At 71.0% G+C, this 22,823-nt stretch carries 14 protein-coding genes; 6 read left to right on the plus strand and 8 right to left on the minus strand.

The annotated features are described in order from the left end of the window. Positions 1-4: 4 nt before the first annotated feature. Complete coding sequence (locus ACGFIO_RS28415) at positions 5-1,600, plus strand: methyl-accepting chemotaxis protein (RefSeq protein ID WP_392830236.1); 1,596 nt, start codon at positions 5-7, stop codon at positions 1,598-1,600. A gap of 13 nt (positions 1,601-1,613) precedes the next feature. Here ACGFIO_RS28415 and ACGFIO_RS28420 read toward each other — a convergent pair whose 3' ends face one another. Beyond that, positions 1,614-2,219 (minus strand): TetR/AcrR family transcriptional regulator, encoded by a 606-nt coding sequence (locus tag ACGFIO_RS28420; RefSeq protein ID WP_392830238.1) that lies wholly within the window; start codon positions 2,217-2,219, stop codon positions 1,614-1,616. 133 nt (positions 2,220-2,352) lie between these two features. Between ACGFIO_RS28420 and ACGFIO_RS28425 the strand changes: the two genes are divergently transcribed. The 5 genes from ACGFIO_RS28425 to ACGFIO_RS28445 all read left to right on the plus strand — a co-directional run bounded on the left by ACGFIO_RS28425 (position 2,353) and on the right by ACGFIO_RS28445 (position 7,416). Beyond that, the gene (locus tag ACGFIO_RS28425) at positions 2,353-3,342 is read left to right on the plus strand and encodes an aldo/keto reductase (protein ID WP_392830240.1); all 990 of its coding nucleotides are present in this window, start codon (positions 2,353-2,355) and stop codon (positions 3,340-3,342) included. Between the two features lie 136 nt (positions 3,343-3,478). Further along, on the plus strand, positions 3,479-4,375 hold the full coding sequence (locus tag ACGFIO_RS28430; RefSeq protein WP_392830242.1) for an alpha/beta fold hydrolase: 897 nt from the start codon (positions 3,479-3,481) through the stop codon (positions 4,373-4,375). Between the two features lie 200 nt (positions 4,376-4,575). Further along, a complete protein-coding gene (locus ACGFIO_RS28435) occupies positions 4,576-5,046 on the plus strand; it encodes a hypothetical protein (protein WP_392830244.1) in 471 nt (156 codons plus the stop codon). Beyond that, the gene (locus ACGFIO_RS28440) at positions 5,033-6,073 is read left to right on the plus strand and encodes a caspase domain-containing protein (protein ID WP_392830246.1); all 1,041 of its coding nucleotides are present in this window, start codon (positions 5,033-5,035) and stop codon (positions 6,071-6,073) included. The genes ACGFIO_RS28435 and ACGFIO_RS28440 overlap by 14 nt, the downstream gene beginning before the upstream one ends. Positions 6,074-6,081: 8 nt before the next feature. Continuing rightward, entirely contained in the window at positions 6,082-7,416 is a 1,335-nt protein-coding gene (locus ACGFIO_RS28445) for an extracellular solute-binding protein (RefSeq protein ID WP_392830248.1), read from the plus strand. A gap of 22 nt (positions 7,417-7,438) precedes the next feature. On the opposite strand, the gene ACGFIO_RS28450 is transcribed toward ACGFIO_RS28445, so the two are convergent. The 7 genes from ACGFIO_RS28450 to ACGFIO_RS28480 form a co-directional block, all read right to left on the minus strand. Next, on the minus strand, positions 7,439-10,741 hold the full coding sequence (locus ACGFIO_RS28450; RefSeq protein ID WP_392830250.1) for a TIR domain-containing protein: 3,303 nt from the start codon (positions 10,739-10,741) through the stop codon (positions 7,439-7,441). Positions 10,742-10,854: 113 nt separating this feature from the next. Beyond that, complete coding sequence (gene katG, locus ACGFIO_RS28455; RefSeq protein WP_392830252.1) at positions 10,855-13,113, minus strand: catalase/peroxidase HPI; 2,259 nt, start codon at positions 13,111-13,113, stop codon at positions 10,855-10,857. A gap of 29 nt (positions 13,114-13,142) precedes the next feature. After that, a complete protein-coding gene (locus ACGFIO_RS28460; RefSeq protein ID WP_392830254.1) occupies positions 13,143-13,844 on the minus strand; it encodes an MIP/aquaporin family protein in 702 nt (233 codons plus the stop codon). Positions 13,845-14,117: 273 nt separating this feature from the next. Then, positions 14,118-17,198: a S8 family serine peptidase gene (locus ACGFIO_RS28465; RefSeq protein WP_392830256.1), complete on the minus strand. Its 3,081-nt coding sequence runs from the start codon at positions 17,196-17,198 to the stop codon at positions 14,118-14,120. 5 nt (positions 17,199-17,203) lie between these two features. After that, entirely contained in the window at positions 17,204-20,434 is a 3,231-nt protein-coding gene (locus tag ACGFIO_RS28470; RefSeq protein ID WP_392830258.1) for a S8 family serine peptidase, read from the minus strand. 64 nt (positions 20,435-20,498) lie between these two features. Next, complete coding sequence (locus ACGFIO_RS28475) at positions 20,499-21,665, minus strand: NAD-dependent formate dehydrogenase (protein WP_392830260.1); 1,167 nt, start codon at positions 21,663-21,665, stop codon at positions 20,499-20,501. Between the two features lie 213 nt (positions 21,666-21,878). After that, positions 21,879-22,637, minus strand: coding sequence for an SDR family NAD(P)-dependent oxidoreductase (locus ACGFIO_RS28480; RefSeq protein ID WP_392830262.1), 759 nt, complete (start codon positions 22,635-22,637; stop codon positions 21,879-21,881). Positions 22,638-22,823: the final 186 nt, after the last annotated feature.

Below are 22,823 nucleotides of genomic sequence, written 5' to 3' on the forward strand. Positions count from 1 at the left end.
TCACATGCGCAACTGGAGCATCGGCAGGAGACTCGGGGCCGGGTTCCTCGTCGTCATCCTCGGCATGGTGGCCCTCGTCGTGGTCGGCGTCGTCCAGGTGCGCGACATCAACAGCAGACTGACGACGATCAACGACCAGAACGCGGTGAAACAGCGCTTCGCGATCAACTTCCGCGGCAGCGTGCACGACCGGGCCATCGCGGTACGCGACGTCGTCATCGCCGGCGGCGATCTGACCGCGATCGGCAAAGAGGCCGACCTCATCAAGACGCTCACGGACAAGTACACCGCGTCCGACGAGAAGATGAAGGCCATCTTCAGCGACCCGGCGAACACGAGCGACGCCGAGAAGGCCGCCTACGCCGACATCAACGCCGTACAGCAGCGGACCCTCCCGCTCATCGACCAGATCCTGGAAAAGCAGCGCGCCGGGGACCGGGACACGGCCCTGAAGCTCCTCACCGAGCAGGCCAAACCGGCGTTCGTCGACTGGCTCCGGGTGATCAACGTGTTCATCGACCTCGAGGAGTCCATGAACCGGAAGGAGACCGCTGCCGCCCGGCACACCGCCAGTACCTTCATCGTCCTGATGACCAGCCTGCTCGTCGCCGCCCTCACGATCGCCGTGCTCGTCGCCTGGCGTACCGCCCGCAGCATCACCCACCCGCTGGCCGAAGCGGGCGAGGTCATGGCCGCCGTCGCCGGCGGCGACCTCACCCGGCGCCTCGATGTCTCCGCGCGCGACGAAGTGGGCCGGATGAGCGCCTCGATGAACGCCGCCCTCGACGCGGTCGGCGCCGTGCTCACCCGTCTGGCGGCCGGTTCCGAAACGCTCAACGCGGCCAGCCAACGGATCGGCAGCCTCTCGGCCGAGCTGGCAGCCGGCTCGCAGCGATCGTCCGCACAGGCCGACCGGGTGGCCGGCAGCGCCGGCGAGGTGTCCCGCAACGTCCAGACGGTGGCGTCCGGCAGCGAGGAGATGGGCTCCTCGATCCGGGAGATCGCCCAGAACGCCGGCCAGGCGGTCGAGATCGCCGGGCAGGCCGTGACCGTCACGCACAGCACCACCGAGACGATGACCCGGCTGGACGTCTCGAGCCAGGAGATCGGCGCTGTCATCAAGGTGATCACCAGCATCGCCGAACAGACCAACCTGCTCGCCCTCAACGCCACCATCGAGTCGGCCCGGGCCGGCGACGCCGGAAAGGGCTTCGCGGTGGTCGCCGGCGAGGTCAAGGATCTGGCCCAGGAGACGGCCCGGGCCACCGAGGACATCTCCCGCCGGGTCCAGGCCATCCAGGCCGACACGGCCGGCGCGGTCGCCGCGATCCAGGAAGTGTCCCGGATCATCGGCCAGATCAACGACTACCAGACCACGATCGCCTCCGCGGTCGAGGAGCAGACCGCCACCACCAGCGAGATGAACCGCAGCGTGGCCGAGGCCGCCAGCGGCGCCGGCCAGATCGCCACCGACAGCAGCGACGTGGCCGCCCTGGCCCGGGCCAGCAGCGCACTGGTCGACCAGTCCGAACAGGCGACGCGCGAACTGTCCGGCATCGCCGGCGAGCTACGAGAGCTGGTCGCCACCTTCCGCCTCTGACGGCACCGGAGCGCTAGCCCGGCCACGCGAGCAGCGCCGCGGCGACGATCTCGTCGAGTTCGTCGGTGCTCAGGCCGTTCGCGGCCTGGACCGCGATGCCGAATGCCATCGTCATGACGTAACGCGCGAGACGCCTCGGATCGGCGTCCTCCCCTAGGTCACCCTCGTCGACGGCGCGGCGGAAACGCTCCTCGAGCCGCACCCCGGCGTCGCGCCGCCAGTCGACGAGGACATCGTGCGCCGGTCGGCCCTGCTCGCTCAACGCCAGGGCGCCCTGGACGGACAGGCATCCGGCCGGAGCGCCGGGTGAGGTCGTGGTCCGGACGGCTCCGCGAAGGAACGCCTCGGCCACGCCGCGGGCCGTGGGCTCGAGCAGGGCGCGCGTCGCGTAGGACGCCGGGCCCTCGGCGTACCGTCGCACGGCCTTGCGGAAGAGCTGCTCCTTGTTGCCGAAGGCGGCGTACATGCTCGACTTGGTGATTCCCATGGCGCCGGTCAGATCGGTCAGGCTCGTACCGTCGTATCCCCGGGCCCAGAACACGCGCATGGCGCGCTCCAGCGCCTCGTCGATGTCGAACTCTCTGGGGCGGCCGAACGCCGCGCTCCGTGCACCACTCATAGCGGCATCCTCCTCGCCCCGGGGCTGACCTTCGTCACAACACACTTTAGTACCGAGCGGTCCTGATGTGCTAGCGTTCTGGACCGATCGGAACTTAAAGCGGTTGGTCCCACATCAGGAAGAGGGCAGCACGATGAAAACCACGTCACTCGGGGGGCTGGCGGTCTCCCGCATCGGACTCGGCGCGATGGGAATGTCGGCCTTCTACACCGGCGCCGGCCGGCGGAACGACCAGTCCATCCGTACGATCCAGCACGCCCTTGATCTGGGCGTCACCCACATCGACACCGCCGAGGTCTACGGCCCCTTCGTCAACGAAGAACTGGTGGGCCGCGCCATCACCGGGCGCCGGGACGAAGTCGTGCTGGCCACCAAGTTCGGTCTCGTCTCGCACACCGGCCGGCCCGGACCGGACAGCTCACCGGCCGGCATCCGGATCGCGGTCGAGGGTTCGCTGCGGCGCCTAGGCACCGACTACATCGACCTCTACTACCAGCACCGGGTGGACCAGGACACCCCGATCGAGGAGACCATCGGGGCGCTGGCCGACCTGGTCGCCGAGGGCAAGATCCGCCACATCGGCCTGTCCGAGGCCGGCCCAGCGACGATCCGGCGCGCGCACGCCGTGCACCCCATCGCCGCGGTCCAGTCCGAGTACTCACTGTGGACGCGCGACCCCGAGGCGGAGGTCCTGCCGGTCCTGCGCGAGCTCGGTGTCGGCCTCGTCCCCTACTCGCCGCTCGGCCACGGGTTCCTCACCGGCGGCATCCGCTCGCTGGACGGCCTCGACGCGGACGACTGGCGCCGCACCAACCCCCGGTTCACCGGCGGCAACCTCGAACGCAACCTGCGCATCGTCGACGAGGTCGTCGCCGCCGCCGCCGAGGCCGAGGCCACCCCGGCCCAGGTCGCCCTGGCCTGGCTGCTCGCCCAAGGCCACGACATCGCCCCCATCCCCGGTACCACGCGGATCGACCGGCTGGAGGAGAACATCGCCGCCGACCGCGTCGGACTCACCGACGGCCACATCGCCCGGCTGAACAACCTGACGCCGCCCGCCGGCGACCGCTACGACGAGGCCAACATGGCCGCCATCGACACGCACCAGGCCGATCGCGTCTAAAGGAGAAACAATGCGAAAGAGAATGACCGTACTGACCGGGGCTGTCGTTACCGCCATTACCGCGGCCACCGCCATTGTGGGGACCGCTGTGGTTTCGGCTGATTCCGCCGTGGCTTCGCGGCCGGAGTCCGCTGTCGTGCGGAACGCCGCCATCCGGGCCGTCGAGTCGCCGGGCCGGATACCGAACGGCTACCGATCGGCGTACGCGCGTGTGAACGGTTTCCGGATGCACTACCTTCGCGGCGGCAGCGGCTCGCCGGTCGTACTCGTGCACGGTTTTCCGCAGACCTCCGCCGAATGGAAGCCACAGCTCGAGGCGCTCGCCCGGAATCACACAGTGATCGCGGTCGACTTGCGCGGGACCGGTGACTCCTCCGTTCCGGAGCGCGGCTACGACACGGTGCAGCTGGCCGACGACGTGCATACGCTGCTCGCCCAGCTCGGGCTCAACCAGGGTGTCCAGATGGTGGCCCACGACATCGGCGCGTGGATCGCCTACCCGTACGCCGCGACGTGGCCCACCGAGGTCAGCCGGATGGTGGTGATGGAAGGTCCCATCCCCGACCGGTCCCTCTACACGTTCCCCGCGTTCTCCCCCGAAGGCGAGCTGTCCACGTGGCACCTCGGATTCTTCCAGAAGGACTGGGCTCAGGACCTGGTCCGCGGGCACGAACGAGACCTGGTCGAGGGGTTCATCGAGCAGTACCTCGCCGTGGACGGCGCGTTCGACGCCGCCGACTACGAGTTCTACGCCCGGTATCTGCGCGAGCCCGGCCGGTTCGAGGCGTGGATGGACATGTACCAAGCGCTTCACACGGACATCGCCCAGAACGAGAAGCTCCGTGCGACCGGGCTGCTGCGGATGCCGATCCTGGCCGTCGGCGGCGACGAGGCGCTCGGCGGCGCCGTCGGCACCCAATGGCAGGGCTACGCCTCGAACGTCGAGACCCGGGTGATGACCGGCACCGGTCACTGGCTCACCGAGGAACGACCGCGGGAACTCACCGCGCTGCTGCTCGAATTTCTACGCTGACGGCGGCACGAGACGCTGATACCAGAACTCGATCATCGGGGCGCGTATTCTTCCATTCCTGACGCGGAATCTTTTTCATGATCACGGATCATGGCGCGGGCCGCCGGGGAAATAGGGGGCGGCGCGGGAAGGCCTGTTGACACCGGACGAGATGATAAAGTCACGGTCCTCTCAGATCGGTATTCAGGAGCTGATCCCACATGGGTGTTGTCACACCGACGTCTGGCATTCCGTCGATCGGACCGGCCGATTCGGTGCACCTGCGGGTCGCCGGGCGCGAGGCCGACCGGGAGCTCGACGCACTGGCCGGCTGGCTCCGGGGCAACGCCGTCCTCGGCGGCGGGTGGCCGGTCTCCCGGCTGCGGCCGCAGGACGAACCGGACGGCACCCGGATGGGCGCGGGTGACCTGGACACCCTGCTCGTGATCCTCCAGTCGGCCCTCGGGCTGGCCCAGCTGATCGTGGCGGTCAAGGCGTGGCGGGAGGCTCGTGTGGTCAAGGGCCGGCCCGATCTCGTGGTCACGATCATCCACCAGGGAAAGATCACCGTCATCGGCGACGGCGACGGCGACGGCGTGGCTCCTTCCGGTCGGAGCCCGCTGTCGGCGGCCACCGCCGCGGCCGAGTCCGCACCGGGAGCGCCGGCGGAGGCCGACGATGACAAACGCTGACCGGGACCCGGTCGGCGACCCCGCCCTGTCGCATGCCGTACTCATCGGCACCGCCACGTACCGGCACCCTTCCTACAGCGACCGGAACCTTCCCGGGGTCTCCGCCAACGTGGCCAAGCTGGGATTGACGCTGCGGCAGGACGTGCCCTGGGGACTGGAACCGGCGCGGTGCGTGGCCGTGATGGACCCGACGTCGGCGGACGAGATCCTGACGGCCATCGAAACCGCCGGCACGCAGTGCCGCGGCACCCTGTTCGTGTACTACGCCGGGCACGGGTTCTGCTCGTCGACGAGCCCGGACGAGCTGTACCTCACGCACTCCGGGTCGGCCGAGGACCGGCAGGCGACGGCGCTGGAGTACCGGCATCTGCGTGACACCCTCATCCACTGCGGCGCCCCGAACAAGATCCTGGTGCTCGACTGCTGCTACGCCGGCAACGCGACCCGGGTCATGGGGTCGCTGAACGGCCACCTCGCGATCGAGGGCACGTTCGTGCTCGCCGCCACCGGGCCCAACCGGGCCGCCCGGGCCGACTCCGCGACCGGGCTCACGGCCTTCACCAACGAGCTCGTCGGTGTGCTGGGCAAAGACGGCGTGCCGGGCGCAGGGCCATTCGTGAGCATCGAGGAGATCGCCGTACGGACCCATGAACGGCTGGAGGCCAGCAACCTCCCGCTGCCGACCAGGCAGGCCCACGGGTACGCGGGCCGCCGGCCGATCTTCAAGAACTACGCCGACCCGACGATCATCGCCGGGATGCTGGACAGCCTGACCGAGCCGGAACCGGAGCCGGCCACGCGCGACGCCCAGGTGACGCTGCCGCACCTGGCCTGGGGCCTGCTCTGGTCGCTCGTCGTCGGAGTCGCCTGCGCCGCGATCGTGCGGTCGGGGCACTCCGAGGTCTGGGCGCTGCGGGCCGGCGTCGCCGCCGGCGTACTGGCCGGCGCGGCCTTCTTCGCCACCGGCGCCTGGCTGGCGCTTACCGGTCGCGGGCCCGCCGCCGCGGGGCACCAGGGAACCTCCTGAACCCGCCGATGAGAACCTCACCGCGGCTGTCACCGCCCCTTCTCCCGCTCGTCGCGGCGACCGTCGTCGGGGTCGTCGTGACCGCGCTCTCGCTCCTGGTCCTCCCGGACGCGTCAACCGGGCCGCCACCACCGCCCGCGCCGCCCTCGGCGTCGGCGGCCGGCCCGCTCGCCCCACTGCCGCCCGGCGAAGAACTGCTCATCGCCAGCGGGGTCGACGAGAGCAGCAAAAAAGCCCGGGAACAGGCGGTACGGGAATGGAACGACAAGCACCGGAACATCCCGGCTCGCATCGTCCCGGTCGCCGGCAACGCCGATCGGCAACGTGACCAGTTCAAGAGCTTGCTCGATCCCACGAAACCGGACGACGTCGACATCGTGAACCTCGATTCCGTTCACGTGGCGGAATTCGCGGACGCCGCCGCCGACGGGAGTCCGCCGCTGCTCGCCGCACTGGACGCGAGCGCACCGGACGTCCCCAACCCGATCACCGAGGACATGCTCCGGGACTTCCTGCCCAACCCGCTGCTGACCTGCTACTGGAAAAACAGGTTGTACGCGTTGCCGTACAACTCGGATGTCGGTCTGCTGTTCTTCCAGGCCGGCACCGCCCCTCCGAAGACGGCGGCGGAACTGCCCAGGGCGCTGGCCGCCGACCCCGCCGTCCCGAGACGGGTCGCCATCCAGCTCAGCCGGGACGAGGCTTTCGTGGTCAACATCCTCGAGCAGTTGCTGGCGGTCGACCCGAAACTGTTGAACAAGAACGGGACTCCCCCGCGGGTCGTCCAGGAAGACTGGGAAAAGGCGCTCGCGGTGGTGCAGGCCGAGGTGCGGGCCGGTCGGCTCTACTATCCCGGCGGCAAAGGCGAGGGTTCCGCCGAGGAGAAGACCGCACGGGCCTTCGAGCGCAAGGAGGCCGCCGCCATGCGCAACTGGCCGGTGTGGTTCGGCGAGATCCAGCCGCAACCCGAGGTACGCAGGCTGTTCGGGCCCGGCATCCTCGGTGGACAAAACCTGGCGGTGGCGGCGAAGAGCCGGCACAAGGCCCAGGCGATCGAACTGATCAGGTTCCTCACCAGCGCCGAGACGCAGCGAAAACTGCTTCTCGACGGACGGTTCGTGCCGACCACCGAGTCGGCGTACAAATCTCCGCAGGCGCAGAGCATCCCGTACATCGGCGAACTGCTCGCGGCGGTCAAGGAGGCCCGACCCCGCCCCATCACGCCGAACTACTACGAGGTCTCCTCGGTCATCATCGAGAACCTCTACCCCGCCGTGACCGAGGGACAGCACGGACAACTCCCGGCGACCTTCGAGCGGAAGCTGCAGGACGCATTGGACTGAACCGGCCGTCGCGCCCTCTCCGTCACCCCGGGCAGGTCGGCCGGTACGCCACCTCCGGGATGTAGGCGGCCCACTCGTCCTCCGTGAAACCGCCACCCGCCGCCCCGCAGGCGACCGCGGCCGGCTCGTCCCGCAACGCGATCAACGACGAGTAGTCCCACAGCACCGCGCGCCGGCTCCCGGATTCCCCACCGGCGGCCGTCAGCGTCCGCCCGTCCGGGTGCGGCAGCAACGTCCTCGACCCCAGCGCGGCGCGGCGCATCGACATCGCCCGGACCGGCCCGGACAGCTCTCCCACCTGCCAGAACGCCACCGAGCCGTCCGCTGATCCGGTAATCAGCGTCCGCCCGTCCGGCCCGAAGGCCACCGACCACACCGCGGCTTTGGTGCCGGTCAGGATCGCCTGCCGGCGAGCGCGGCCGGTCAGGTCCCAGACCGCCGCCGTCCGGTCGGCGCTGCCGGTCGCCAGCGTGCGTCCGTCCGGGCTGAACGCCGCGGCGAGCACGGCGTCGGAATGTCCCTTGAGTGTCGTACGCCGCACCGCCTTCTTCCGGTCGGTCACGTCCCAGAGAGCGACCGACCGCCCTTCGCCCACCGCGACGGTGCGCCCGTCCGGGCTGAACGTGATGGCCTCGACCCAGTCCTCGCCGTCCAGCACGGACACCGGGTCCGGCCGGGACGGCTCGGTGACATCCCAGAGCAGGATGGTGAACCCCCCGACGTCGACGGCGAGCGTGCGTCCGTCCGGGCTGAACGTCAGCCGGCCGTCCGGTTCGCCGCCGGGCACCCCACCGACTGATCTCGGCGCGCTCGGGTCACTGACGTCGGTGAGCGTCACCCGCGCGCCGTCCGTCACCCCGCCCGCGGCGATCAGGCCGCCGGACGAGCTGACGACCGCCTGGCCGATGTCGCCGTCACGGACGCGCACGGTGGCGCGCTCGACCGGGTGGGCCCGGTCCGAGACGTCCCACACCGTCGCCGTCCCGTCGGCCTGCACGGTGGTCAGCCGCCGCCCGTCCGGGGTGAGGGCCGCCGTCACGGTTCGTCCGGCGCTCCCGTCCGCCTGGCCGACCGCCGCCGGCTCACCGTGTGCCGCGGCGTTCCACAGGCTCAATGTGCGAAGGTCGCCGACCGTGGCCAGCGTCCGGCCGTCCGAGCTGAACGACATCGATCTCGGTGAACCGCCGTTGTCGTTTAGTTCGAGCATGGGGACCGGCATGTCGGTCAGATCCCAGAGCCGCGCGGTCCCGTTGTCGTCGCTGCTGGCCATCGTACGGCCGTCCGGGCTGAACGCCACGGCGTGCGACCGGCCCGGCGCCGTGGCGTCCCGCCGCGGCTTCGCCGGGTCGTCCAGGCCCCAGAACACCAGGTTCCCCTGCTCGTCGTTGGTCGCCAGCAGGGGGCGGGCCGGGTGCACGGCGACCCGGGCCCAACTGCCGGGCAGCGTGCCCACCTCGGTGGGACGGGTGCGGTCGGTGATGTCCCAGACGGTTCCGGGCGTTCCGGCGGTCACCACGCCGCGGTTGTCCGGGCTGAACGCCAGCGGCGCCGGATACCCCTTGGTCTGCCGGGTGAGCAGGGCGGGACGGGCCGGGTCGGCGATGTCCCACAGCGACCACACGCCGTCGAAGTCGACGACGCCGAGTGTCTTCCCGTCCGGGCTGAACGTGGTCCACTTGCCCATCTCCACGGGCACGGTCCCGACCAGCACCGGATGAGCCGGATCGGACACGTCGAACAGATGCGGCGCGAGCTCGTAGCCGCCGGAGATCGCGAGCATCCGGCCGTCCCGGCTGAAGACGGGCTGGGCGGTGAAGAGGAAGCCGTCGAGCGGGGCGAGCCGGACCGGGTTGGCCCGGTCGGACACGCTCCACAACGCGGCCGTGAAGTCGGACTCGACGACGGCAACGACGTCGCCGGGCCCGTACTCGGCGTACCAGGTGTTGTTCATCGTGCCGGCCCGGCGGGTGGAGGCGACGATTCCCGCCAGCTCGGTGCGGGCCTCGGTGCCCGGCTGGATCCGCTGCGCGGCGATGCCCAGCCGCAACGCCGTCACCGGGTCGCTGTCGATCGTCACCTTCGCCTGATTGATCAGGCGTCGCCCGGTGGTGATCTTCTTCTGCTCGTCGGCGTTGGTCTCCTGCCGGCGCGCCTCCTCGGCAGCCTCTTCCGCCTTCCGCTCGTTCTCCTCGGCGATGGCCTTCTGCCGGAGGGCCTCCGCCGTGGCCTCGTCGGCCATCCGCCGCTGTTGCTCGGCGTTGCGCCGCTGCTGTTCGGTTTCCGCGGTGGCCTCCACGGCGAGACGCTGCTGCTCCTCGGCGATGACCCGCTGGCTTGTCGCCTCCCGCGACGACTGCCGCGCCAGTTCCTTCTGCTCCCGGGCCACCGCCTCCTGCTCGCGCGCCAGCGCCTGGGCGCGTCTCGCCAGCTCCCGCTGGCGGCGTGCGGCCTTCTCCTGCCGTTCCGCTTCGGCCGCCGCCCGCTGCGCCTCGGCTCGCTGCTCCCCGGCGCGCTTCTCCTGCCGCTCGCGTTCGGTGGTGGCGGCGCGGGCCCGGGACTCCTGCGTCTGCGCGTTCTCCTCCTGGCGGCGGGCCTCGTCGGCGTAGCGCTTGGCCTCGCCGCGCTGGTGTGAGGCGTCCTGCTGCTGGCGTTCAGCCTCCACCGCCGCGGCCGTGGCCCGGTCGGCGTTGTGGTCGGCGAGCACGGCTGTCCCGGACGCCACCACGGTCAGCAGGACCACGGCCGCGGTCGCCAACCGGCGCATCCGGCGGCCCTGCCGGTGCTGCCGGAGGTCCTCGCTCTCCAGCTCGTCCTTGCCGACCCCGTGCATGGGTGCGGCCAGTTCCGCGATCGCGTCCCGGAAGTGGGAGTCGCGCAGGTTCAGCTTCCGGTCGTCGTCCGCCCAGCGCAGGTCGAGGAAGAGCGGCTCCTCGGCGAACACGCCACGCAGCGCGTCCGGCACGGCCGTCGAGTCCGCCGACAGGTCGCCGCGCCCGGCGTCCCAGCGCCACTCCCCGTCGGTCACCACGGGCAGGATCCGGCCGGCCGGTTTTGTCGCGATCCAGTACTCGATCTCCCGATTCACCCAGGGCGACCGGGCCGCCGCGGGGGAGGCGAGCAGCACGAACCACTCCGAGCCGTCCAGCGCCTTCTGGATCGACGACCACAGGCCCGGCGTCACCGACAGACCGGTCTGATCGCGGAAGATCCACAATGCCCGGCGCCGATGCCAGGGCTTCGCGAGCCGGTGCAGCCCGCGCTGGACCGCCGGCGCCAGCTTGCCGTCGGCGGCGTGGCTGTACGAGATAAAGCCGTCGAAGCTCATGCCCGGGTCCCGTCGTCGGTTGTCAACGCCGACCGATTGTGCACGCCGAGGGCCATCGACGGAAACCAGTACGCGGCCCGGCCGGCGGGGGGCGTCCGGCCGGGCGGCGCGGCTCAGACCAGGTCGTAGCGGTCCAGGTCCATCACCTTGGCCCAGGCGGCGACGAAGTCCTCGACGAACTTGGCTCTCGCGTCGTCGCCGGCGTACACCTCGGCCACGGCCCGCAGTTCGGAATTCGATCCGAAGACCAGATCCACCCGGCTGCCCATCCATCGGACCGAGCCGTCCGCGTCGTGCGACGCGAACAGGTCCGGGTCACCGGCGACCGGTCGCCACGAGCGGTCGAGGTCGAGCAGGTTCACGAAGAAGTCGTTCGTCAGTGCTCCCGGTGTGCTGGTGAGCACACCCACCGGCGACTCCTGGTAGGTGACGCCCAGCACCCGCAGGCCACCCACCAGCACGGTCATCTCCGGTGCGGTCAGCGTCAACTGGTTCGCCCGGTCGACGAGCAGGAACTCGGCCGGCAGGCGGTGCCCCTTGCCCTGGTAGTTGCGGAAGCCGTCGACGGTCGGCTCGAGCGCGGCGAACGACTCGGCGTCCGTCTGCTCCGGGGTGGCGTCGGTCCGGCCCGGAGTGAACGGCACCGCGATCGGATGCCCGCCGGCCGCCGCCGCCCGCTCGACCGCGGCCGAGCCGGCCAGCACGATCAGATCGGCCAGGGAGATCTTTCGGCCGTCGGCGCGGTCGGTGTTGAACGCCTGCTGGATGGCACCGAGAACCCTCAACACGCGAGCCAACTGTTCCGGCTCGTTGACCTCCCAGGAGCTCTGCGGCGCGAGTCTGATCCGGGCGCCGTTGGCCCCGCCGCGCTTGTCGCCGCCGCGGAACGTGGACGCCGACGCCCACGCGGTCGCGATCAGCTCCGACCCGCTCAGGCCGGCGGACAGGACCTTTTGCTTGAGGACCGCGACGTCGGCCGCGTCGACCAGCTCGTGATCCACCGCCGGGACCGGGTCCTGCCAGATGAGCCGTTCGGCGGGCACCTCGGGGCCGAGGTAACGCTGGATCGGGCCCATGTCGCGGTGGGTCAGCTTGAACCAGGCCCGAGCGAACGCGTCGGCGAAGGCGTCGGGGTCGGCCCGGAAACGGCGCGAGATCTGTTCGTACGCCGGGTCGACCCGAAGGGCCAGATCCGTGGTCAGCATGGTCGGTCGACGCGGGCTCGACGGGTCGAACGGATCGGGAATGATGCGCGCGGCGTCCCGGGCGACCCATTGGTGCGCTCCGGCCGGACTCGTCGACAGCTCCCACTCGTGGCCGAACAGGATCTCGAAGAAGCTGTTGCTCCACCGGGTCGGCGTCGTGGTCCAGGCGACCTCCAGGCCGCTGGTGATCGTGTCCGGGCCCGCGCCCGTGCCGAACGTGCTGCGCCAGCCCAGGCCCTGTTCCTCGATCGGAGCCGCCTCGGGTTCGGCACCGACGTGCTCCGCCGGGCCGGCGCCGTGGGTCTTGCCGAAGGTGTGGCCGCCGGCGATCAGCGCCACGGTCTCCTCGTCGTTCATCGCCATCCGGGCGAACGTCTCGCGGATGTCGCGGGCCGAGGCCATCGGGTCGGGGTTGCCGTCCGGGCCTTCCGGGTTGACGTAGATCAGTCCCATCTGCACCGCGGCCAGCGGCTCGTCCAGTTCCCGGTCGCCGGTGTAACGGTCGTCGGCGAGCCAGGTGGTTTCCGGGCCCCAGTAGACGTCCTCGTCCGGCTCCCACACATCGGGCCGGCCCCCGGCATACCCGAAGGTGGTCAGGCCCATCGACTCCAGCGCGACGTTGCCGGCCAGGATCATCAGATCGGCCCAGGACAGGCCCTGGCCGTACTTCTTCTTCACCGGCCACAGCAGCCGGCGCGCCTTGTCCAGGTTGGCGTTGTCGGGCCAGCTGTTCAGCGGCGCGAACCGCTGCTGGCCGGCACCCGCGCCGCCGCGTCCGTCGCTGATCCGGTACGTGCCCGCGCTGTGCCAGGCCATCCGGATGACGAACGGCCCGTAGTGGCCGTAGTCGGCCGGCCACCAGTCCTGCGACGTGGTCAGGACCTGGGTGATGTCCTGCTTGACGGCCCCCAGATCGAGGGCTCCGAACGCCGCCGCGTAGTCGAACTCCGCGCCCATCGGATTGATCTCCGCCGGGTTCTTCGCCAGGATCCGCAGGTTCAATCTGCTCGGCCACCAGCCGCGGTTGCCGCCACCCTGGGTCGGGTGAGCCGCGCGGCCGTGCGCCACCGGGCACGTCGACGCGGCGCCGGCGTCCGCGTCGTGATCGATCGCCTGGTGTTCCTCGGACGGCACGGACACGACCCCGTCCTCGTGGTTGTCGGACATCAGTTTCCCTTCGTGGCGTACGGGGAGGTCTAGGACCGCGTGACCGCGGCGGTACGGCTGTCGTGCGAGGCGGTGCCGGTGGACGGGGCGGATGCGACAGGGCCCCGATCGTCGCGGTTGAGGGCCAGGAAGACGGTCGCCGCCAGCGCGCCCCCGACGACCTCGGCCACCAGCAGGACCCAGATCGCGGACCAGGCGAACAGGCCCATGACCGCGCCGCCGAGAGCGACCGCCGGGTTGAACGCGCCACCCGAGATCGCGCCCACGGTGAACGCGCCGGCCATCACGGTCCCGCCGATCGCCACGCCGTAGAACGAGTTCTCCGGGTGGCTCCGGCTGGTGGCGACGTTCAGGACCACGTACGCCAGGGCGAAGGTGAACAGCACCTCGACGGCGAACGCCATCGCGATCTGCCTGCCGGTGAACGAGAGTTGAGCCGGCCGTGGCCCGGTCAGGATCAGCCGGACGGTCACCGCGGCCAGCAGCGCGCCGGCGATCTGACTGACCACGTACCCACCGGCGGCCGGGCCGCTGATCCGGCCCCGGACCAGCACGGCCACGGTGACGGCGGGGTTGAAATGCGCGCCGGAGACATGGCCCGCGGCGTACACCATCACCATGAGGACCCCGCCGATCGCCACCGGCGCCGCCACATTCATGGTGGTCACCGCTATGCCGACGGTCAGCACGAGAAAGAACGTCCCGACAGACTCCGCAGCATACCTACGCACAGTTATCCTCCTCAGTGGTCAGACGACCCGCTGATGGAGAACGCTAATCCACATTGGCCGGTGTAAATCTTACGAAGCAATTAAGGCCATTCGCTTATCTAAAAACGTCACCGATCGGTAAGCATTTCCTGGGGCGATTTCCCGTACGCTCGACGGCAGCTTCCCGCCACGCGTCCAAGGCGGTGGGGCCGTGCCACCTGGCGGCGGGTGAACGCCGAGCCACGACGACCGCGCGCGGTACGCCGTCGTGGATCGTGCCGCGCCCGCAACCCCTCAGATCAGCGCATAGGCTCTGATGATCGTGACGGAACCGGTGTTGCCGTTGGCGTCGGTGACCGTGCCGCGCAGTGAGACGTGACCCGGTCCGGCCGGGTGGCGGACCCGGATCCGGCCGTTGCGGACCGGCACGTCCGTCCAGGTGGCCCCGTCGTCGAACGAGACCTGGGCGGTGATGACGCGCGGCTCGCCGGCCCCGCTCCCCCGGTACGACTGGATGGTCACCGGCACGGCGTACGCCTGTCCACCGGGTGCGGCGCCCGCGGCGTCCAGCACCGGCGTGAAGCGCGGTACCGACAGCGGCAGCGGCGTGGTGGCGCCCGTGCGCGACGAACCGAAGTCCCAGCTCGCGTCGATGCCGTCGGTGTGCCGTTCCAGGCGGTAGCGGCCGGGCGCCCCGGGCAGCGTGAAGGCGCCGTCGGGGCCGGGGCTGATCTCGCCCGGCACGTCCAGCCGGCTGATCCGGGTCGTGACCGCCGCGGCCGGGTTCCAGACCCGGTTGCCGGCCGAGTCGCCGAGCAGGCCGGTCTGCGCCGGGACCTTCACCACGTCGCCGTCGCGGGACAGGTCGTTGCCGTCGCCGATCCAGTTCAGCGACGGCCCGAAGACCGGGGCCAGCGGCGTCGACACGTGTATCGCCCCGGGCCGGTAGGTGGTCAGCGGGGCGTACGCGAACTGCTTGCCCAGGAAGTCGGGGCCGGTGTGAATGAACTGGGTCCGCCAGCGCACCCTCTCGCGGGCGGTGGTCACCCAGCGCCGGATCCGGGTGGCGCCGGGCACGTCGATCTGGACGCCGAACCCGGAGTCCGTCGCGCTCGCCGTGGAACCCATGGTCGTCAGGTCGATGACGTGATCGCCGGGCGGGGTGGCGGGCAACCGCTCGTCGACCAGCGCCATCGAGCTCGGGTCGACCCGCCTCGTCAGCCGGGCCGGGATCCTCGGGAAACTCCAGCCGAGGCTGTAGACCTGGGTGCCGGCGGTGCTGACCGGGGTGGCCCAGACGCTCATGATGTCCAGGCTGGGACCGTCGCCGCCCATGCGCAGCGGAATGCCCAGCCCGCCGAAGCCGCCGGACACCCCGATGCCCAGGTCGAGCCCGTACCCCTGCGGGCCCTTGTGAACCATCCTGGCCGTACCGAACTGCTCGGTCAGACCGTCCTCGACGCTCGGCCGGAGGTCCACGACGGATGAGTGACGCCCGTCGATCTCGATCTTCCGGTCCCGGTCGACGGTCAGCTGGGAGTAGGCCAGGTAGGCGACCTCGGTGTCGTTGTCGACCTGCGCGACGGCGCCGTACTCTCCACCGTCGAGGCGCGTCTTGAACGTCCCGTCCTCGTTGACCCTGATCCAGTCCTGGCTCGACCGGTCGTCGGTCCGATAGAGACCGAGGTATCCGCCGATCGGCCGGCCGGCCGAGTCGTGCACGGTGCCGCTCAGGTCGAACTTGGCGTCCTCGTAGAGCACGTCGACCGGAGTACGGACCACGGCCGGGCCGCCCGACGCGACCAGGGCGCCCTGGATCCGCCCGTACGCGTCGCCGAGATCCGAGGTGTCGGCCGCGACCTCGACCGTGGCCGTGGCCCCGGGCGCGATCGTCACCTGCGACGGGGTGGCGCGGAAGACGCCCGGGGTGCCGACGTCGAAGGAAAGGTCGAGGGTGATCGGCTCGGCGCCGGGGTTCGAGTAGGTGACCGCGCGCTCGATCGGCTGGTCGTCGTCGTGCGGCCAGCTCTGTGTGCCGAAGGAGACGCCGGCCGGCGAGGCGGTGACCGTCTGGGTGATGGCCCGGGTCAGGTCGACCCGGCCGGCGCCCTGTTCGAGGACGCTCCCGCCGACGGGCGCCTGGGCCGAGCCCATGAGCAGCGCCTTGAGCTTGGCGCCGGTGAAGTCGGGGTGCTGCTGGGCGAGCAGCGCGGCCGCGCCGGCCACGTGCGGGGTGGCCATCGAGGTACCGCTGATCGCGACGTGCGTGTCGTCGACCGGTGTCCCGATGAAGCCATGGACGGCCTTGGCCGCGGCGATCTCGACGCCGGGGGCGGAGATCTCGGGCTTGAGCGCGGTGCCGGTCAGGTTGGGGCCGCGGCTGGAGAACGGCGCGGTCCGGTCCTCGCGGTCCACGGCGGCGACCGAGAGCGCGGCCTCCGCGGTGCCCGGGCTGCCCAGCGTCGACTCCTCCGGGCCCGAGTTGCCGGCGGCCGTGACGAACAGCGTCCCCTTCTCGGCCGAGATCCGGTTGATCGCCTCCTCGAGGGGATCGACGCCGGGCGTGTCGTCGCCACCCAGGCTCATGTTGACGATCTTGGCGCCGCTGTCGCCGGCCCACTCGACGCCGGCCAGGATCGCCGAGTCGGTGCAGTACTGGCTTTCGCACACCTTGCCGATGAGCAGCCGCGCGTCCGGTGCCACGCCGCGGTACTTCGCGTCGTTGCTCGCGATCGTGGCGGCGACGTGGGTGCCGTGGCCGATCGTGTCGTCGGTGCCCGGCTCCGCGGTGAAGTTGCGCTGCTCGGCGATCCGGCCCTGAAGGTCGGCGTGGGTGTCGTCGACACCGGTGTCGAGAATCGCGACCTTCACGCCGGCGCCGGTGTATCCGGCGGCCCAGGCGGCCGGCGCGCCGATCTGCGGCACGCTGTGGTCGAGACTGATCTTCCGCTTGCCGTCGAGCCAGATCTTCGCCTTGGGCGCGGCGCTCCCGAGCGCCACGGCGCCGTTGGTCACGCTGACCGCCGACCGTCCGTCTTGGATCAATACGGGGGTACGGGTCTGATAGCCGAACTCCTTCAACGCGGTGACGTCGAAGAGCCGCCGGTCCAGCCGCCCGCTGACGATGCCGCCGCGTTGGTCGCTCGGTACGACGTACAGGTGACCGTCCTCGCGGGTCATCTGGAAGGTCACGCGGCTGCGCCCGGGTCCCTCGGCCACGGTGACCGCGCCGCCCTCGAAGAGGGTGACGCGGTCGCCGGTGATCAGCGTGATCTCGTCCTTCACCGGCGCCACGGGCGCGGATGCGGACGCCGGTGGCGCCGGGAACAGCGCGGCGGTGGCGAGCAGGGCGGCGATCGAGGCAGGGACGCGCATGCGGTTCACCCGTTCAGGTCGTAGGCGCGGATGACGGTGACTGTGCCGGTGTTCCCGTGGGAGTCGGTCACGGTTCCTCGCAGGGAGACGTGACCCGGCCCGCTCGGGTGGTGAAGCGCCACGCGGCCACGCCTGACCGGTGCGGCGGTCCAGGTGGCGCCGTCGTCGTAGGAGACCTCCGCGGTCACCCGGCGGGCCGGCCCGGCCCCCGGGTACGACCGGACGCTCACCGGCACGGTGAACCGCTGCCCGCCCGGTGCGGCGCCGCCCGCGTCCAGCCGGGGCTCGAAGTGGGGCACCGAGAGCGGCAGCAGCTTGCGGGCCTGGTCGCTGTGTGCGGAGGTGAAGTCCCAGCTCGCCGCGACCCGGGTGCTCGAGGTGAAGCCGGCCGGGGCGTTGCCGGTCATCGCGAGGCGGTAGCGGCCCTTCTCGGCCGGCAGCGGGAAGCGGCCGTTCACGCCGGCGACGATCTCGCCGGGCACGTCGAGGCGGCTCATCCTCGTCTCGTACGATCCGGCCGGAATCCAGCCCACGTTGCCGGAGCTGTCGCCGAACAGCGCGTACCGGGCCGGCGCGTCCACGGTGTCGTCCGCGTACCGAGCCAGGTCGGCTCCCTCGCCCACCGGCGTGAGCACCGGACCGTACACCGGCCGCCACGGCGAGAGCCGCTCGACGGTCCCGCGGCGGTGGCCGACCGGCCGTGAGGCCGCGGTCCACCTGTTCGCGTAGCTGGGCGTGCGCTCGTCGAACCGGTAGGCGCCGAGGAGACCGCCCGCCCGGGCCGGGAAGAAGGTCCGGACCCGCGTGGCGCCGGTGAGATCGACGCCGTGCCCGGCGCCCTGCTCCCCGCGGTCGGCCGAGTACACGAACGCCCACTGGATGTACGCGTTGCCGGGCTGGATCGCGGGCGGCGTGACGTCGGACTCGGCCAGCGTGGTCACGTCGGCCCGGCGGGTCCAGTCGGTCGGCAGCCGATCGGCGAAGTAGGAGCCGAGGGGGTAGACACGAGCGTCGGCCGCGCCGGGCGCGGTGGTCCAGGTGCTTAGGAGATAGCCCCACAGCTCGCCCGCGACCGGCTCCGGGCCGGTCACGCCCACCCGCTGCTCGAATCGGGTGAATCCGCCGCAGCAGGCGCTGAAGGAGTAGCTCATGCCCCAGCCTTGGGCGCTGCGGTTCTCCACCGAGTACCCGCCCAGAGCCTCGGTCACCCCGTCGTCGCCGACCGGGCGCACGTCGATCGGGCCGGCGTCGCGGGCGTCGAGCGTGAACTTCTGATCGTGGTCGGCGTCGATCTCCGGAAGCCACAGGTCCGTGCCGCCGTCCTCGCCGTAGACGAAGGCGCCCATCGCGTACCGGCCCCGCGGCAGGCGCAGCTGGACGACGCCGTTCTCGTCGGGCCGGGGGTGGGTCTGGTACTGGTACGCGTCCTTGCGGACGAAGCTCGTCGAAAGAAACCGCGCGGGCGCGCCGTCGGTGTCGAGGATCCGCACGCTCAGGTCGTACGCCTCGGGCTCGTTGAGGATCTCGAACGGCGTACGCACCCGGGTGTCCCCGGCCGCCGCGACCACGGCACCGTCGACTCTGCCGTACCTCGCACCGAGAGCGTTCGTGTCGGCCTCGACCTTGACCTCGGCCGTTCCGCCGGGCTCGACCGTCACCCGCGACGGCGTGGCCGTGAAGGCATCGGCCGGGACCGAGCTGTCGATCGTCAGGTCGAGCGTGACCGCCTCGGCACCCGAGTTCGAATAGGTCACCGTACGCTCGATCGGCTTGTCGTCGGTGTGCGGCCAGAGCTGCGTGCCGAAGGAGACGCCGACCGGCGAGGCGACGACCTGCTCGTCGATCGCGCGTGCGAGGTCCACCCGCCCGGCGCCCTGGGTCAGCACGGGCACGCCGGCGGCCGGCTTGGCGGAGGCCATCAGCGCGGCCTTGATGCGCTCGCCGGTCCAGTCCGGGTGCTCCTGCGCGAGCAGGACGGCAGCGCCCGCGACGTGCGGGGTGGCCATCGAGGTGCCGGACATCGCGACGTGGCTGTCGTCGACGGGCGTGCCGAGGGTGCCGTGCGCGGCCTTGGCGGCGGCGATGCCCACTCCTGGCGCGGAGATCTCCGGTTTGATCGCGCCACCGTCGCGGCGGGGGCCGCGGCTGGAGAACGCGGCCGGCTCGTCGTCACGGTCGACGGCCGCGACGGCCAGGGCCGCGTCCGCCGAGGCCGGGCTGGACACCGTCGACTCGTACGGTCCGTCGTTGCCCGCCGCGACGACGAACAGCATCCCCTTCTCGGTCGAATAGCGTTGAACGGCCTGTTCGAGGGGGTCGAGCCCGGGGGAATCGGCACCGCCCAGGCTCAGGTTGACGATCTTCGCGCCGCGCTCGGCGGCCCAGTCGATGCCCGACAGAATCGCCGAGTCCGGGCAGTACAGGTCCGGGCAGACCTTGCCGATCAGGAGCCGCGCGTCCGGCGCGACACCGCGGTATTTGGCGCCGTCGCTCCCGATCGTGGACGCGACGTGGGTGCCGTGCCCGACCTTGTCGTCGGCGTCCGGCCCGCCGGTGAAATCGGCCGACTCGGCGATCCGGCCGGCCAGATCCGGGTGGGTCGCGTCGACCCCGGTGTCCAGCACCGCGACCTTCACCCCGGTGCCCGTGTAACCGGCGGCCCACGCGGCCGGCGCGCCGATCCGCGGCACGCTGCGGTCGAGGCTCACCCTCCGCTTGCCGTCGAGCCAGATCTTCGTGCCCGCCGTCGCCGCCGCGAGCGCCACGGCACCCTTCCTGACCGGCGACACCGACCGTCCATTCTGTACGAGGACCGGGGTGTCGCGGCGGTATCCGAACTCGCCGAGGGCGGTGACGTCGAACAGCCGCCGGTCGAGCCGACCGGAGGCGATGGCGGGCTCCTGGTCGACCGGGACGACGAAGGTGTGCCCGTCCTCCACGGTCGTGCGATAGGCCACGTCCCGGCGGCCCGGCCCGGGATCCAGCCGGGCCGGGCGGCCGGGTGCGACGGTGACCCGGTCGCCGGTGATCAGCGTGATCGCGTCCATGATCGGTGCGGGTGCCGCCGACGCGGGCGGGGTGGGCGCCGCCGACGCGGGCGGTGCGGGTGCCGCCGACGCGGGCGGTGCGGGTGCCGCCGACGCGGGCGGGGTGGGCGCCGCCGACGCGACGAGGACGACCGCGGCCAGCGCGGCGACGCCGGCGTGCGGTTCGACGATCGAGAGGCGCACACGCATGCGCCTACCTCAACCTATCCATTGATATAAGTCAATGCGCCCCGGACGGCCGCCGCGTTTCGCCTCAGGTGGTGGTCGTCGTCGAGTACGAATGAGCGCCGGCGCCGGCCAGGGCACCACCGTCGACGATCAGGTATTCGTCGCGGATCGGCGTACCCGCGAAGTAGCTCTCCAGAATTTCGCGCGTGCCGGCGGCGTAGCGGGCCTGGGCCGACAGCGACGAGCCGGAGATGTGCGGGGTCATGCCCTGATGCGGCATGGTCCGCCACGGATGGTCGGCCGGGGCCGGCTGCGGGAACCAGACATCACCGGCGTACCCGGCCAGGTGACCGGCCCGCAGGGCCCGATCGACGGCGTCCCGGTCGACGATCCGCGCGCGGGCGGTGTTGACCAGGTAGGCGCCGCGTTTCATGGAGGCGATCAGCTTCTCGTCGAACAGGCCCTCGGTCTGCGGGTGCAACGGGGCGTTGATGGTGACCACGTCGCAGGCCGTGGCCAGGTCGGCGGCGGTCGGGTGGAAGGTCAGGCCCAGCTCCTCCTCGGTCGCGCGGGGCAGGCGGTGCCGGTCGGTGTAGTGCAGGCGTACGTCGAAGGGCGCGAGCCGGCGCAGCACGGCCAAGCCGATCCGGCCGGCGGCGACGGTGCCGACGTGCATGCCTTCCAGGTCGTAGGAGCGGGCGACGCAGTCGGCGATGTTCCAGCCCCCGTCGGCGGCGACGCGGTGCGCGGGAAGGTAGTCGCGGACCAGCGACAGGATCATCATCACCACGTGTTCGGCCACGCTGATGCTGTTGCTGTAGGTCACCTCGGCCACCGTCACGTCGCGGGCGACGGCCGCGTCCAGGTCGACGTGGTCGGAGCCGATCCCGGCGGTGACCGCCAGCTTCAGCCTGGACGCCTTGGCGAACCGGTCGGCGGTCAGGTAGGCGGGCCAGAACGGCTGCGAGATCACCACCTCGGCGTCGGGCAGCTCCCGCTCGAACACCGAGTCCGGCCCGTCCTTGTCCGAGGTGACGACCAGCTCGTGACCGGCGTCCTCGAGGAAGCGCCGCAGGCCGAGGGCCCCGGAGACACTGCCGAGCAGCCGGCCCGGGATGAAGTCGAGCGCGGCCGGGGACGGGGTGCTCTGCCCGCCCGGGTAGTGGTCGATCGCCGGGATGTCGTCGCGGGCGTACGTGGTCGGATATCCGTCGATCGGGTCGTCGTACAGCACGCACAGCACCTTCGCCATGATCGCTCCCTGGGTGTCGGGTGAGGACTTCGACTCACCGTCGACCCGGCTCCAGGAGCACGTCAAAGCGTTAGCGACGATCTTCCGATAGCCGATGCCTATCGTCCCAGGACGGAGCGGGACAGCCCGCCGCCACATCCGGCCGGATAGTGACCATGCCGCTGCCGTTCTCTTACCGGACCCGGCAGCCCGAGTGAGGTACGTCGTCCGCGTTCAGTGCGCGCTGTAACCGCCGTCGACGTTGACCGAGGAACCGGTCACGAAGGTCGCGGCGTCCGAGGCGAGCCAGACCACCGCCTCGGCGATGTCCCGGGTCGTGCCCAGGCGGCCGATCGGGTGCTCGCGGAGGAGCATCTCGATGAAGCCCGGCTGCTCCTTGTCGATCGCCTCGATGAGGGGGGTCCTGATCACCCCTGGGAGCACCGCGTTGACCCGGACGCCGTGCACCGAGTACTCCATCGCGGCCGCCTTGGTCAGGCCGATCACGCCGTGTTTGGACGCGACATAGGCGGACTGGCCGGCCAGCGCCACCTCGCCCAGGCCCGACGCGGTGTTGATGATCGATCCACCGCCACCGGCGAGCATCGCCGGCACTTCCGCCCGCATCGACAGGAACACGCCGGCCAGGTTGACCCCGATGACGCGGTTGAAGTCCTCCACCGTCACGTCGGCGAGCAACGGGCCGGCGAAGGTGATGCCGGCATTGTTGTGGGCGATGTCGAGACGGCCATGAATTTCGACGGTACGCCCGACCAGATTCCGTACGGAGTCCGGATCACCGACATCGGTGCGGATGAACGTTGCGTTCTCCGCCCCGCCGGCATAATCGACGGTTTCCCGCCCGCCGTCCTCGCTCAGATCGGCGACCACCACACGAGCGCCGTTCTCGACGAGCGCCTTGACGGTTTCGCGACCGATTCCACTGGCGCCGCCGGTAACGATGGCGACCTTTCCGGCAAGATCAGTTGACACCTCGTACTCCTTAGTCGCAGATTGTTGCTCCGCGGTCGATCAACGCGATCAGGCGCTCATAGGGCCGACCGTAACAAGGCGTCATCTCACTCAACGGAGACCGTTCCGGTGAGTGGGTCACATCCTTGAACGCGTGTCCGGCGGCTGCCCATGCTCGTGTCGTCCCCGTACTCGAAGGAGCAGTCG

Origin of the sequence: Actinoplanes sp. NPDC049265 (assembly GCF_043197135.1) — a bacterium.
Classification (GTDB): Bacteria; Actinomycetota; Actinomycetes; order Mycobacteriales; family Micromonosporaceae; genus Actinoplanes.